The 14258-nt window shown below is 61.8% G+C and carries 9 protein-coding genes; 2 read left to right on the forward strand and 7 right to left on the reverse strand.

The genetic code is table 11. The annotated features are described in order from the left end of the window. Positions 1 to 52 precede the first annotated feature (52 nt). Positions 53 to 1561, forward strand: a complete 1509-nt coding sequence (locus BLU37_RS05785; protein WP_090203061.1) for a hypothetical protein — start codon at positions 53 to 55, stop codon at positions 1559 to 1561. Between the two features lie 39 nt (positions 1562 to 1600). On the opposite strand, the gene BLU37_RS05790 is transcribed toward BLU37_RS05785, so the two are convergent. The 4 genes from BLU37_RS05790 to BLU37_RS05805 all read right to left on the reverse strand — a co-directional run bounded on the left by BLU37_RS05790 (position 1601) and on the right by BLU37_RS05805 (position 7167). Next, entirely contained in the window at positions 1601 to 3679 is a 2079-nt protein-coding gene (locus BLU37_RS05790; protein WP_090203064.1) for a multicopper oxidase family protein, read from the reverse strand. A gap of 141 nt (positions 3680 to 3820) precedes the next feature. Continuing rightward, on the reverse strand, positions 3821 to 4756 hold the full coding sequence (locus BLU37_RS05795; protein WP_090203067.1) for an alpha/beta hydrolase: 936 nt from the start codon (positions 4754 to 4756) through the stop codon (positions 3821 to 3823). A gap of 142 nt (positions 4757 to 4898) precedes the next feature. Further along, a complete protein-coding gene (locus tag BLU37_RS05800) occupies positions 4899 to 6185 on the reverse strand; it encodes an OprD family porin (RefSeq protein WP_090203071.1) in 1287 nt (428 codons plus the stop codon). A gap of 289 nt (positions 6186 to 6474) precedes the next feature. Next, on the reverse strand, positions 6475 to 7167 hold the full coding sequence (locus BLU37_RS05805; RefSeq protein ID WP_090203074.1) for a DsbA family protein: 693 nt from the start codon (positions 7165 to 7167) through the stop codon (positions 6475 to 6477). 252 nt (positions 7168 to 7419) lie between these two features. Here BLU37_RS05805 and BLU37_RS05810 point away from each other — a divergent pair, with 252 nt between their 5' ends. Then, on the forward strand, positions 7420 to 9510 hold the full coding sequence (locus BLU37_RS05810) for a TonB-dependent receptor (RefSeq protein WP_090203077.1): 2091 nt from the start codon (positions 7420 to 7422) through the stop codon (positions 9508 to 9510). A 77-nt stretch (positions 9511 to 9587) separates the two neighbouring features. Here BLU37_RS05810 and BLU37_RS05815 read toward each other — a convergent pair whose 3' ends face one another. The 3 genes from BLU37_RS05815 to BLU37_RS05825 form a co-directional block, all read right to left on the reverse strand. Continuing rightward, positions 9588 to 9788: a hypothetical protein gene (locus BLU37_RS05815; RefSeq protein WP_019361089.1), complete on the reverse strand. Its 201-nt coding sequence runs from the start codon at positions 9786 to 9788 to the stop codon at positions 9588 to 9590. A gap of 246 nt (positions 9789 to 10034) precedes the next feature. Then, on the reverse strand, positions 10035 to 11141 hold the full coding sequence (aguA, locus tag BLU37_RS05820) for an agmatine deiminase (protein ID WP_010453393.1): 1107 nt from the start codon (positions 11139 to 11141) through the stop codon (positions 10035 to 10037). Positions 11142 to 11287: 146 nt separating this feature from the next. Continuing rightward, positions 11288 to 14200, reverse strand: coding sequence for an aminotransferase (locus tag BLU37_RS05825; protein WP_090203080.1), 2913 nt, complete (start codon positions 14198 to 14200; stop codon positions 11288 to 11290). Between the last annotated feature and the right edge of the window lie 58 nt (positions 14201 to 14258).

A 14258-nucleotide genomic window follows, 5' to 3' on the forward strand; every position in this document is an offset into this window, starting at 1 on the left:
CTCGCGAAGATGAGAAAAGCTATCCAGCCTTTCCCATGGATACGGATCCCCCATGTCTCGCCTGAAGCTGTTCATCAAATTGTTCGTCGCGCTGATCGCTGCCGCCGCGCTGTGGTACGTGTGGATCCTTCTCAGCGCCAAACTCGAATTGGGCGGCGGCAGCCCGGATCGGCAGACACTGGGCGCGGTGAAGGATATCCGCCAACGCGCGATGACCCAGTTCTGCACCGGCGTCGTCGTGACTCCGCAAGGCACCTGGCTGGTGGGTCGCGTGGAGACAGACGCCAAAGACCTGCAACCTTCCGCCAACGTGGTGGATCTGGATGCGGTGCTTTACGGCAAACCGCAAGAGAACAAGGACCAAGACCCGGAAGAGTCCGGCACCTTCTCAAGCTTCCTCTCTCCGCGCCAGAAGGAAACCACCTTCATCTCGCGGCTGAACGCCCAGGGCCAATTCGAATTGGTGGCCCATATCAGCGATCCCGCCTGCCTGGTCGCCAGCCCGGATGGCAACCGGGTCTTCCTGTTGAGCGGCCTTGATCGCCCCGAGACCGACACGCCAGCCGTCGATGACAAACCGCAGGTGCTGTTTGCCGGAACGCAGCGCGCGGTGTTTCGCACGGACGACCGGGGCAAGCACTGGAGCTGGCTGCCCAAGGGCTTTTTCTCCGAGGCCGATCATGTCGCCTGGAACCTGAAGCCGTACTTCCATGGCGAGAATGATGTCTGGGCCTGGAGCTCTCCGAGCGCCAGTTCCAGTGAAGACGAAGCTCCCCCCGAAGCGATCTCTACCGGGGTGTTCTATTCGGCCGATGGCGGCGCGACCAACAGCGAAATATTCGCTTCCGAGTCGCTGCTGGTATCGCTGGCATATGCCCAGGGCAAACGACCGGACATCACCCAATGGCATTCAGACTCCAGCGACAATGGGGAGGTCCGCACCCACGTCACGCAACTGGACGCACAGCACGCATTTATCTGGGTGTCGCAACGTTTCTGGGGAAGTGATCCGAGCGTTGACGGTCACAACCTGGCGGCCAGCGTGACAACCCGCGCGCAGCTCAAGCGGGACGCAGGCCGGTGGCAGGTGGAGTCCGTGCAACGTGATGACGGACTGTTCATCGATGCCCTGTTGGATAACGGCAGCGGACGCATCATGGGCCTGATCGACCAGGGCGACCAGGGGCAGGACAGGGTTGGCGAACTGGACAGCGCCAAGCTGAGCTGGCACGTCGTCGGCGAACTGCCCAGTGTGTTCGGCCAGTTGGGCTCTGATACTCAATTGCGCGAGGAGCATTTCTGGATGGGCCAGAACAGCCTGCTGATCAATACCTCCAGCAAACATTATCCGCCACGCTGGCTGTACTGGTGGTCGAAAGCGACCATTTCCGCAGACGGCGTGTTCTACTCAACGGACTGGGGACGTTCCTGGCAACAACTGGCGGTTGACGGTTACCTGGGCATCCTCGGTTTTCAGCCGGCACAGGACCGGGTGTTCTGGGCCAAGGGCAATTGGTACAACAGCAATGACCTGGGGATTTACTCGTATGGTTTGCACTGACAGAGGCCCGCTATCCGGCGAACCTCTGTCAGCGCGACCTCAGTGATGCGCGCCCTGCACCACACCGCCGTTACCATCCGGCAGTTCGATCTTCACGCTCTGCATCATGCCCTGGTCCTCGTGATCGAGGATGTGGCAGTGCAGCACGAACTCGCCGATGTAGCGCTCGTAGCGGGTGCGCACGTACAACGTATAGACCCCTTCTCCCTTGGGGAACACATCGGGGCTGGAGCGGCTTTTCACGAACAGCGTGTCTTTCCACACACCTTTCAGGCCCGCGTATTCATTGTCGTCCTTGTCGGTTTGATCCACGGCTCCGGGCAAACTCAGGTCAGTGCCATCTGGGCCAATGATCCGGTCGATCTGGAATGGGTTCACGTGGATATGGAACGGATGGCTGGCCAAGGCCGATTGCAGCTTCCACTGCTCCGCGGTGCCTAACTGGAGATGACGGTTGACCACACCCGGCTTGAACGGCTCGGCGTCCCCCAGGGTGTTGCCCACGGCAAACCTGGTGTTGTCCGGATCGGAGGTATCGATCAGGAACACCAACGTCTGGCCGTCCCCCTTGAGCTCACTGTCGGCGATGTCCGCATGGGGGATGAACTTGTCCAGGTGCAGGCCCTTCTTCAGGTCGGCGACCACCGTGTCACGCACCTCAGGCAGCATCTGCCGTTCGGCCGCCGCGACCAGCACCTTGGTCAGATGCGCGGTGATGTCCGGGACCTTCTCGCCTGGGCCAACGTCGACAAAACCCAGCACTTGCCGACCGCTCGGAGCCTGGTCGACGTTACCCGCCTTGCTCGCCGCCTCGTCGATCACGCAATAGCGTCCAGACTCGGGGAAGGTCAGCAGCAGGTCGTTGCGATAGCCCGGCTGCAGGGTCACCAGGTTGTGCGTCTGTGCCTGCTTCATGGTCAGACCATCGGAGGCGATGACGTGGTACTCGACCGGTTTTCCGGTGCATTGCTGATTGATGAACTGCTCGGCCTTATCGGCAGCGACTCCCAGGTTGCTGGTGGCCTTGGCACTGTCTTCCATGCGTCGGAACTGCAGCTTGATGGTGTCGCGGATGCCCGCATGGACCAACCGCCAACGCTCGACCTGCCCCGGCTTGGCACCATCGAAGATCGGCTGCACCAGGCCGTTGACGCTGGTGTAGCGCCCGGAGGGGCCCCAAGTACCGAACCCCATCTGATCGAACGACTCGACAACCCCGACTTCGCCCTTGTTGCAGGTCCAGTCGATGAGCATCACGACGTTACCTTTCTTGTCCTTGACGACGTTGCCGTCCTTGTCCTTCTTCTCCTTGTAACGGAAATTGCCATCCGCCCCCTTGCACGCATAGGGAATCTGCTGGAACACCAGCAGCCGCTCGGGAAACGCCTTGCCCTGGGCGTCCTTGAGCAAGGTGTCGATATCACCGTTGACGTCTTTGCCGGGCAGGCGATCGCCATGGATGATCAGCGCACCGGCCATGCCGCTGGCGACCTGGAGTGCGGTGGAGCCGTGGCGGTGTGGGTGGTACCAGAAGGTACCCGCCGGGTGGTCGGCAGGAATGTTGTATTCGTACTGGAACTTGACCCCGGGATTGATCGACAGCAGCACGTTGTCGCTGTTGCCCGACGGGCTCACCCACAGCCCATGGGAATGCAGGTTGGTGCCGTTGAAGCAGTGCGGCTGGTCGGGGTTCGCCGGCGGCTGGGTACAGCTCGGGTCCGGCTTCAACTGGTTGTCGAGGGTGATGCGCACCGTGTCGCCAGGCGTGACGTCGATGGTCGGCGCAATGAACGGCGCCGCCGGGTCGACATCCGGGCCGGTGTAGCTGCGCAGCGACACCGGGACATTCTCGCCGGTCGCCGGGTTGAAGATATGGTTATCGGTGTACTTGATCACCAGGTCCAGGCGCCGCTCGCGGCCGGCGTGACCCAGGGTTGTTTCGACAGCCGGGGAACTCTTGAGCAGCAAGGTGCCCGTCTTCGGCTTGGGCGCTTCCAATTGCAGCGCCGGCGGGTTGTTGAACAGCCGGGAAGGCTCCACCGCCAGCGCCTGGCTCGCCACTGCGAGGGCGATCAGGCCCAGCGCGCAGCGCACCTTGTCGTTGTGCAATCCTGTCATGGCTACTGCTCCTGCAAATCAACCGGGAAGGTCAGGGGTTGGCACAGGAGTGATGAGGAAACGCAGACGTGCAAGGTCCGTTTTCGATAGCAGCAATCCGTGCTGGCATAAAGCTAGCTCGTTATCGGCATAGCGCAATGTTTATTGGGCGTTGACAGTGTTTTGGCCGGCAAAGCCAGTGGCAATCGGCGCGGGAAAACCCGCAAAGGCCTGGCGCAATGCCTTGGCGTATTCGCGGCTGCCGAGAGTCATGCTGTTGATGTGGTTGCCGCCCTTGATCAGCAGCAGGTGCTTGGGCTGCGCGGCGGCTTCGTACAACGCCTTGCTGAAGCGCGATGGTACGTAGGGATCGTCGGTACCGTGGACGATCAGCACGGGGATGCCGATCTGGTTGATCTTGTCGATGGAGTCGAACTTTTCCGAGAGAATCCAGCGCACCGGCAAGGAAGTCGGAATCGCCGCCCGCGCCGCGTCGCCCAGGTCGGTAAAGGTCGACTCGATGATCAGCCCGGCCGCCTTGGCAGATTGTTTGTCCCCCGCCAGGCGCTCGGCCAGATCGACCGCTACCGCACCACCCAGCGAGTGACCGTAGATATAGCGTTTGCGCGCATCCGGCTGCAGTTGCACCAGGCGTTTCCAGGCATTGCCGGCGTCCTGGTAGACGCTGCGTTCGGACGGCAAGCCGCCGGGGCTGTCGCCAAAACCGCGATAGTCGATGGCCAGCACCGAGAAGCCCAGCTCGCGCAATTGGGTGATCCGTCCGACCTGGGCCGTCAGGTTCCAGCGGGTACCGTGCAGGTAGAGAATGGTCGGCGCATCGGCGCGGCTCGACGGCCACCACCAGGCATGCAGGTAATCGCGGCCCGCCAGACCATCGCTGAGCGGAATCTGCATTTCCCGCACACCACTCGGCAGGCCGTTGAACCAGCCAGCGGTACCCGGCTGGATATTGAACAACAGCTCGCGCTCCTTGTAGGCCAACCGCGAACAGCCATAGGGCAGGCCAACGGCGAGGAACAGCGCCAACAATCCCAGGGACAGCCAACGGCGACGGGCGATAAAGGTTCTGACGGTCATGGCGCCCGGTTCTCGGTCTCAGGAAAGGCATCGGCTCACAAGGCCCACAGATTACCCGCAACCGACACAAACAAAAACGCCCCGAACCAGTCGGGGCGTTTGTTCAACCTGCTATCAGGTTGCTACAGCGTTGTCGCCACGATCAGAACACGTTGATCGGGTAGTCGACGAACACACGCACTTCGTTGCCGCCCACGTTGTACTCGCTGGACTTCTGCGATACGCGCAGGATCGAGCTGCGCACTTTCACGCTCAGGTCTTTGGCCGGGCCGCTCTGGACCACGTATTTGACCTGGTTGAAGATCTCGCGCTCGGTACCACCGGTGCTGGTGGAGGTGGTGATGTTGTCACCACGGACGTAAGCCACGTTGTAGCTCAGGCCAGGCACGCCGAAGGTGCTGAAGTCCAGGCCGTAGCCCAACTGCCAGGAACGCTCATCCGAGGCGTTGAAGTCCGACCAGTAGGAGTTGGCCAGGTAGATGGAGTTGCCGCCATCACCCACGCGTCCCTGGCCACGCTGGTAGCCGCCGTACGGGTAGCCCAGCAGGCTGTCGCCGGTGCTGCGCTGGTGTGCGATGGTGAAGGAGTGGGCACCCAGGGCGTAGGTGGCCGCCAGGCTCCAGATCTTGTTGTCGTCGCCGCCAGCGTTGTTTTTGGCCGCGTAGTCATTGTCCAGCTGGGTACGGTAGCCGTTGAAGTCCAGGGTCAGGGACTGATCCTGGGCAACCGGGAACACGTAGTTCAGGTTCACGTATTGCTTCTTCAGCACGTCTTCGACGTCGGAAGCGTACAGAGCGGCCTTGAAGTTGTCGGTGAACTGATAGCTGCCGCCCAGCACGTTGATGCTTTTCAGGCCACCGCTGTCACGACCTTCGTCGCTCTTGCGCGACTCTTCATTGAAATGACCGGCATTCAGCTCCAGGCCCTTGATCTCCTTCGAGGTGATCAGGGTGCCGGTGTAGCTTTCCGGCAGCAGGCGGCCGTTGTCATAGCTCAGCACCGGCAGGGCTGGCATCTGGTCGCCGTAGGTCAGCACGGTGTTGGACAGACGGAACTTCACTGCGGCACCGCCCTTGGCAATGTCACGCTCAGGCGAGCCATTGTTGTCCTTGGCGAAGAAGTCGATGCCTTGTGCACCGGTCGTGCCTTTGCCGCCGTCCAGGCGCAGGGCGTACAGGCCGAAAGCGTCAACGCCGACACCGACGGTGCCTTGGGTGAAGCCGGACTTGAAGGTACCGATAACCGACTGGCCCCACTCGATCTTGTCGTGGTTGCCGTCTTTGAAATCACGGTTGATGTAGGCGTTACGCAGCAGCACGTTCAAGTGGCTGTCTTCGACGAAACCCTTGGCGTCCGATTGATCACTTGCCATGACCTGGGTGGCGCTGAGAATCCCCAGTGCAAGCAGACCGATCCGTTTGTTCAACATGTTGTTTTCCTTATTGCTGGATGAAACGCCCTACAGCCCCCGAGCTGAACCTGTGTGTGTTGGTACTTTCACGCAGAAAAAAGAAGGCCCGCCTGCAGGTGAATGCAGCGGGCCTCTTATTATTTTGGGTATATGGCTTTTAGCCACAGGCGTGGCGCGAATCCTATCCGCGACACGACTAAAGTGTCAATTTCGTGAATCATCGGCAATTAGACAAGATTTTTTGGTCAACCTCGCAAAAGGACATATCAGCCAACGTCACGATCGTTTGCACTCCCCCCTCAGCGACTCAGTCGGCGCAACCCGCAAGTCCACAAGCCGGGCCCGAAGGTGCTCCTGCTGCGGGCACGGTCGACTCACGCAGCCACTGCGCGAACGCATCGGGCTTGCCCAGATAGGGACCGATGTCGATCAGGCTGAAGCGCCCCTCGCGCTCCAGCACCAGGGTCGGAAACCCCTGCCCACCGACACGGGACAACAATGCCCGGCTGCGCTTGAAGTGCTCGTCCGCCACCGCGCCAGTGTGGCGCGCGAAAGCCGCTTCGAAGGCCTGCGGCTCGAAACCCAGCTCGGTTGCCAAGGCCAGCAACACGTCGGCATCGGCGATGCGTCGCCCCTCAAGGTAATGCGCGGTCTGCAACCTGCCGAGCAACTCCAGCCCGCGTCCGGCCAGTTCTTCGGCCGCCAGCACAGCGCTCGTCGGCGGTGCGGAATCGAATACCGCCGTGCTGTCGCGCAACAACCCCTCGAAATACGCCTGGCCGAACGGCTGGCCGGTGTACTCGGCAATACGCCGGTCATGGGGCATGACGTAGTCCCGCAGGTTCGGGCTGACGAACTGCCGGTTGTTCCCAGCCATCATGCCGCCCCCGTGCAGGCTCACCGGCAATACCTGGCTGGCGGCCTGCACCAGTGGCTTGGCGCCATAGCACCAGCCGCACAGGGGATCGTAGATGTAATGAAGGGTGGCGGGAGCGGTCATGGCGGTCTCCAGAAAAGTCGTCAACAGGCTATGTCCACAGGTTAGCGCGGGAAAACTGTTCGAAAAATGCCGATATGACGGCGGGTTTGTTGTGTAAATCGGTCATATCACGACGCCTGTAACAGCAATGACATATTTTGATACATACCAGTGAAGCGCGTTGTTGGTAACTATTATCAATCATTAATAATACTCGATAACATTCGCGCGTTTTTCCCAACCCTCATACCCCCTCACGGATACATCCCCGTCATGCCTGCCCCTTATCGCCTGGCGCCCGCTACTTTCGGGCTTTGCGTTCTGCTGTCCGCCGGATTCACCCAAGCCACGACCACCCTGCCGGAATTGTCGATCAATGCCGATGCCGACCCGGACGACCCGCGCGTCAAGGACGTCAGCACCGCAACCCGCACCGACACGCCCGTGCGTTATGTTCCCCAGGCCATCGACTCGCTGAAGGCCGCGAATGTGCTCGACTACGGCACCCATGACCTGGGCAAGGCACTGAGCGGCATTCCCAACGTCAGCAGCGGCGCCGACACCCGTTTCGACAGCTTGCGCATCCGCGGTTTCGACGCCAGCAACGATTTCTATCTGGACGGCATCCGCGATGACAGCCAGTACATTCGCGATCTGCACAACATCGAGCGCATCGAGGTGCTCAAGGGGCCGGCGGCGGTGCTGTACGGTCGCGGTAGCCAGGGCGGAATCGTCAACCGGGTCAGCAAACTGCCGCAGTTCGGCCGCCGCTCCACCGTCGAGGTGCAGGGTGGTAGCGACGACCTGCGCAGCCTCTACACCGACCTCAGCGTCGACCCCACGCAGGACCTCAGCCTGCGGCTGAACATGGGCAATCAGGACAGCAACAGCTTCCGCGACGGCGTCAGCGGCAATCGCCAGTTGTTCGCGCCGTCGATGAGCTGGCAATTGACTCCGGAACTGAACTGGCTGGTGCAATACGAGTACAGCCGCTACAACCGCACGCCGGACCGCGGCATACCGGGGATCAATGGTCGCCCAGCCGATGTCGGCCGCGATACCAGCTACGGCGACCCACGCGACTACATCGACGACAAGGCGCAGTCGCTACGCTCCAAACTCACCTACGCCCTGGACGACAACTGGCAATTGCGCCATACCCTCGGCGTGTTCAAGCTCAACAGCGACTTCGACAACACCTACCTCGCCGGCTACACCCCCGCCACCGGCAAGGTCACGCGCCAACGCTGGCAGCAGGACCTCAACACCCGCAATCTCTACAGCAACCTGGAAGCCGAAGGCAGCGTCGACACCTTCGGCCTCGAACACCGTCTGCTGACCGGCCTGGAGCTGGGCAGCCAGCGCCGCGATCCGAAGCTCTACACCTCGCTCGCCGCCAACCGGGGCGGCCAGGCGGTACCGGCACTCGATCTGTTCAACCCGAACCGCAACCTCAGCCACACCGGTGCCATGGTGCCGTCCAGCGACAACCACACCGAAGTCGAAAGCCGCGCGATCTACGTCCAGGACCAGTTGCGCCTGAACGACCAATGGCAACTGCTCGCCGGCCTGCGCCACGACCGCTTCGAGGTCGAGACCACCAACAACCTGACCCACATCAAGGACAGCCGCGACAGCCACAGCACCAGCCCGCGCCTCGGTGTGGTCTGGACGCCATTGCAGGATCACTCCTTCTACGCCTCCTGGAGCAAGAGCTTCTCGCCAGTGGGCGGCGGCGTGATCGGCATCACCCCGAACGCTGCCGGTAACGGCAATGACCTGAGCCCGGAGCAGACTCGTCAGAAGGAAGTCGGGGTGAAAAGTGACTGGCTCGGTGAAAACCTGAGCACCACCCTGGCGGTGTATGAACTGGAACTCTACAACCGCCGCACCAGCGATCCGCAGAACCCCGGGATCACCCTGCTCAGCGGCTTGCAGCGTTCACGTGGTGTCGAGCTGACCGGTACCGGGCGGATCGTCGGCAACTGGTACCTGCGCGGTGGCCTCGGTCTCCAGGACGCCACCATCGTCAAGGACAACAACGGCTTCGAGGGCAAGCGCGTCAGCAACGTCGCCAAGCGCAACGCCAGCCTGTTCCTGACCTGGAAACCGGAAATGGGCTGGTACGCCGAAACCGGCCTGACCCTGGTCGGCGACCGTTACGCCGACAATGCCAACACCGTGGTTCTGCCGGGCTATGGCACCTGGGATGCGCTGGCCGGGTTCCGCACCCGTGACTGGGACCTGCGCGCCGCCTTGAACAACATCAGCGACCGCACCTACTACGCCTCGGCCACCAGTGCCTTCCAGATCCAGCCGGGGGCTCCGCGCAGCCTGGTGGTCACAGGCACCTACAGTTTCTGAGGCATCCGTTTCACCACCCAATGAAAAACGCCGCTGGCCGGATCACTCCGGGCAGCGGCGTTTTCATTCAAATCCATTCAGCCCTGCAAAACCCCGAGCAAGGCCTCCAGTTCAGCCTCGCTGAACAGGCCCGCAGGGTAGCGCTCAATAATCATCCGACGAGGATCCTGGGCACGAGTTGCACGCGTTCCATTGCTTTTCAACCACTGAGCCAGAATGTGAAGCGACTCGCTCGTCACCGACAGGGGATGCGAAACTCGCTCGCTGGCTACGTTCATCTCGGCGCTCTCCTGATTCATGAGCGGCTAACCTACTCAAAATTTATGACAAAACGTCGTAGTCCGAAGACCCCTTCGCCTGTACTCAAGGCAGATACAAGAGCTATGCCAAAGTGCCAGTTCTCTCAGCCAGCGCCCATAAAAAAACCCGCGTTCCTTAAAGGGCGCGGGTTAGATGAAGAAAATTTCACAATGATGCAAAAATGCCACTATTTGTAGTAGTGACCCATGATGTTACAGCCCCACTCAACCCTGGTGCGGCGCCGGTTGCTGTTGGGTAAGGCAGTGAATATTTCCGCCACCCAGTAACAACTCCCGCCCGGGTACCATCACCACTTCATGCTGCGGAAACAGCTTCTGCAGGATCTCCCGAGCGACGGCGTCCTGGGGGTCGTCAAAGCTCGGTGCAATGATCCCGCCGTTGACGATCAGGAAGTTCACATAGGAACCCGCCAGACGCACCGACGGATTGCGCTCCTGGCTGCCGGCGACGGCGTCGACGCCCGCGCATTCTTCCTCGGTGGCGTACAGCGGACCCGGAATCGGCATCTTGTGCACCACGAAGGCGCGGCCCTTGGCATCACGGGCGTTTTCCAGAACTTTCATGGCCGCCTGACAACGCGGATAGTTCGGATCCTGCTGATCGTCAGTCCAGGCCAGCAGCACTTCGCCCGGCCGCACATAGCAGCAGAAGTTATCCACATGGCCATCAGTTTCGTCGTTGAACAGGCCGTCCGGCAGCCAGATCACCTTTTCCACCGCCAGCTGCTCGCCAAGGACCTTCTCGATCTCCTCGCGGGTCAAGTGCGGGTTACGGTTGCGATTGAGCAGGCATTCCTCGGTGGTGATCACCGTGCCCTCGCCATCGACATGGATCGAGCCACCCTCCAGTACGAAACCTTCAGTGCGGTATTCCTGGCAGCGCTCGATCTCGAGGATCTTGCCACCGACCTGTTCGTCACGGTTCCATGGGAAGTACAGGCCGCCGTCGAAACCGCCCCAGGCGTTGAAACCCCAATGCACGCCACGGACTTCACCCCGGTCATTGATGACGAAGGTCGGCCCGCTATCACGCACCCAGGCGTCGTCGCTGGACATTTCCACCACGCGGATATTCGGCACATCCAGGCGCGCCCGCGCATTCTCATACTGGCCGGCGGAAACCGCGACCGTCACCGGCTCGAACCGGGCGATGGCCTTGGCTACCGCAGCATGAGCGGCCTGTGCCGGCTTGCCGCCCAGGCGCCAGTTGTCCGGACGCTCGGGCCAGATCATCCAGACCTGAGTCTGGGGAGCCCATTCGGCAGGCATGTGGAAGCCGTCGGCGCGAGGGGTGCTGTGCAGGATGCTCATGGGGGTCAGGACTCCAGGGAACCGTCGAAGGTGTTCAATGCACGTAATGCCGACCTTATAGCCGATAAAAATCGGCTTTTAAAGCCAGCGATTCATTTAAGCTCTTTTTAAAAGCAAAATTTGCCGATAACAATCGGCTTTATAGCTCAAAGTCCCTCTTCCAGGACCTTCGACAGCATGTCGACGAAGAAATCCACACTGCGACGCGAGGTACACATCGGCGGCTTGATCTTGAGGATGTTGAGATGGTCGCCAGTTGGCTGCATGAAGATTCCCAGTTCACGTAACCGATCACACAACAGGGCCGTTTCCTCGGTCGCAGGCTCCAGGGTCTCGCGATCACGGATCAGTTCCGCCCCGAGGTAGAAGCCGGAGCCATGCACCGCTCCGACCAGTGGATACCGGTCGATCAGCGCCTCCAGGCGCTCCTTGAAATAGCCGCCGACGATCTGGGCATTCTCCCAGAGCTTCTCCTCGGCCATCACATCCAGTACCGCCATGCCAATCCGGCAACTGACCGGGCTGCCGCCCGACGAGGAGAAGAAATAGCCCTCGGCCTCCAGCGCCTCGGCGATCTCCCGACGGGTGATGACCGCACCCAACGGCTGACCATTGCCCATGCCCTTGGCCATGGTGATGATGTCCGGCACCACCCCTTGCTCCTCGAAACCCCAGAAGAATTTGCCCATGCGCCCGTAGCCCACCTGCACCTCATCGGCGATACACACACCACCCTGGGCCCGCACCCGCGCATAGACCTGTTGCAGATAGCCCGGCGGCAGCGCGATGCCACCGGCGTTGCCATACACCGGCTCACAGATGAACCCCGCCAACTGACGGTTCTGCTCGGCCAGTTTGGTCAGTTGCTGATCGACGCTGCGCACATAGTCCGGCGCACTGTCGGCGCCACGGAACGCCCCGCGATAGGTATTGGGCGCAACCACCGGATGGACCCAGTCCGGGCGGCTTTCCAGAGCCTTGGGATTGTCGGCGATGGAAGTGGATACCGCGTCGGCCGCCACTGACCAGCCATGATAGGCCTCCAGTACGCTGAGCATGTCGCGCCCGCCGCTATAGGCCCAGGCCAGGCGGATCGCCAGGTCGTTGGCCTCGGTACCGCTGTTGACCAGGAACACCCGGTCCATGGAGTCCGGCGCCAGGGCCAGCAAGCGTTCGGAAAACTCGGTCACGGCGGAGTAGTGGAAACGCGAATTGGTATTGAGCAGCGACCATTGCCGCGCGGCTTCGGCGGCCATGCGTGGATGGCCATGGCCGAGCACCGCGACGTTGTTGAGCATGTCCAGATAGGAGCGGCCCTGCATGTCGATCAAGTGGTTGCGCCAGCCACGCTCGATACGCGGCGGATCGACGTAGTAGTGCTTCTGCGTGCGGGCAAAGCTGGCATCGCGACGGGCCAGCAACTCGCTGGCATCCAGCTCCGGCTCGGCGTCGCACGCAAGTCCCAGCAGCGCCGCCGGCGACGGGCAGAGCGCCTGCCAGGCGGCAGCCCGCGAGGGCGTGCAGAACAGTGGCGCATCCAGCTCGGCCTGCCGGCACAACTGGACCCGCAACGCACCTTTCACTTCGCCCAGCACCTGCCCCTTGACCATTGCCGCACCTGGCTTGAGGGAAGCCTCGACACCCCACAGTCGTAAACACAGCGGCTCGCCCACCAACTGCAAGGCACCGTCGGCCAGAGCATGCAGGGTGCCGGCGAACGGCGCGTCCACGGTCGTACCGACCGGAACTTGCAGCTCGACATGCAGCGGGCAGGTATCGGGCTCCACGGCGCTGTCGGGGCGTGTGCGCGACAGCCGGTATTGCCCGTAACGGCTGGCCGCCAAGCCATGCACCGTCGCGGCTTCTACCAACAGACGCTGGTCGATACCCTCCTGCTCCCAGTTACCGGCCTCGAAGTGCGGGCTGAGCACCCCCAGGTCGATCAGTGCGAACTCACGCCCGACCAGCCCCGGCAACAGCGGCGCAAAACCCTCGCTGGCGATCGGGTCCACCGGCAGGTCGAGCGCGGTGAGGATCGCCGCCTCCATCAACTCGAACGGCAGCGAGGTCGCCACCGCGAAGATTTCCCACTCATGGGCCAGGTTGTCACGGCTGTAGTGATTGTCCGGGTCGATACTGACCTGCTGCTCACCACTGAGCACCAGCACTGCCGCCCGGGCAACGATCAGCGGCCACAACGCGAGCAACTCTTCGCGTTGCAGCGGGTTGACCGCGTGATAGGCCTGGATCGCCGGCAGAATCGCGAAGGGATCCGCTTCAGCGTGATGCAGCAAGGCTGCGCAGGTCACCGACAGGTCGGCGATCCGCCAGGTGCGGCTCAGGTCGCCGAAATCGATCACCCCCTGCAACTGCCAGTGCCGCTGCGCATCGCGACGCCAGACCACGTTGTCATCGGTGATATCCAGATGGATGGCCTGGACCGGCAGCTTGTCCACCAGCGGTTGCAGGCGTTGAGCGGCCTGGGCCGCCGCCTCGCGGATCAGCGCTTGCTGTTGCGCATCGCGGATCACTGGCAGCAGGTGTTCGATCAACACATCGGCATGTCGGGGGTCCCACTGCAGGGTGCGCTCCAGGCCAGGATGCTGGAAGTCCGCCAGGGCCCGGTCCATCTCCCCACAGAGGCGGCCCAGGCCGACCACCAGTTCGCGGCCGAGATGTTTGAGATGGGTCAGCGACTGACCCTCGATGTATTCCAGTAACCGCACGTGCAGCGGCTGGCCGGCCAGTTCGAGGGACAGCAGGTCCTGACCATTTTTCGCGGCAATCACCCGCGGTACCCGCAGGCCATCGCGGCCGGCGAGGTGGGCCAAGCCTGCGTGCTGGGCCTGCAGTTCCTGGCTGGCGTAGTCACCATGGCAGACTTTCAGTACAAATCGGCCCTGGTCACTGTCGACCCTGTAATTGAGGTCCTGCTGGCTGCCCAGCGCCTTCAGGGTTCCAGAGAGTCCGTAGTGCTCCTCGAGCAGTTGCAGCGCCTGCGGCATCGAGACATTCGGGCTCGGCAGACTGGCACGGCGGATCAACGTGGCGAGTAACATGTAACGACTCCCTGAAGTTTTTATCGGCTATCTATATCGCCATTGGCGCCGCCAATAC

The organism is Pseudomonas asplenii, from assembly GCF_900105475.1.
Lineage (GTDB): Bacteria > Pseudomonadota > Gammaproteobacteria > Pseudomonadales > Pseudomonadaceae > Aquipseudomonas > Aquipseudomonas asplenii.

Excerpts from the sequence above, each read along its gene's own strand:
- BLU37_RS05785 (WP_090203061.1), top strand. The coding sequence starts at position 53 with ATGTCTCGCCTGAAGCTGTTCATCAAATTGTTCGTCGCGCTGATCGCT.
- BLU37_RS05790 (WP_090203064.1), bottom strand. The coding sequence starts at position 3,679 with ATGACAGGATTGCACAACGACAAGGTGCGCTGCGCGCTGGGCCTGATC.
- BLU37_RS05795 (WP_090203067.1), bottom strand. The coding sequence starts at position 4,756 with ATGACCGTCAGAACCTTTATCGCCCGTCGCCGTTGGCTGTCCCTGGGA.
- BLU37_RS05800 (WP_090203071.1), bottom strand. The coding sequence starts at position 6,185 with ATGTTGAACAAACGGATCGGTCTGCTTGCACTGGGGATTCTCAGCGCC.
- BLU37_RS05805 (WP_090203074.1), bottom strand. The coding sequence starts at position 7,167 with ATGACCGCTCCCGCCACCCTTCATTACATCTACGATCCCCTGTGCGGC.
- BLU37_RS05810 (WP_090203077.1), top strand. The coding sequence starts at position 7,420 with ATGCCTGCCCCTTATCGCCTGGCGCCCGCTACTTTCGGGCTTTGCGTT.
- BLU37_RS05815 (WP_019361089.1), bottom strand. The coding sequence starts at position 9,788 with ATGAACGTAGCCAGCGAGCGAGTTTCGCATCCCCTGTCGGTGACGAGC.
- aguA (WP_010453393.1), bottom strand. The coding sequence starts at position 11,141 with ATGAGCATCCTGCACAGCACCCCTCGCGCCGACGGCTTCCACATGCCT.
- BLU37_RS05825 (WP_090203080.1), bottom strand. The coding sequence starts at position 14,200 with ATGTTACTCGCCACGTTGATCCGCCGTGCCAGTCTGCCGAGCCCGAAT.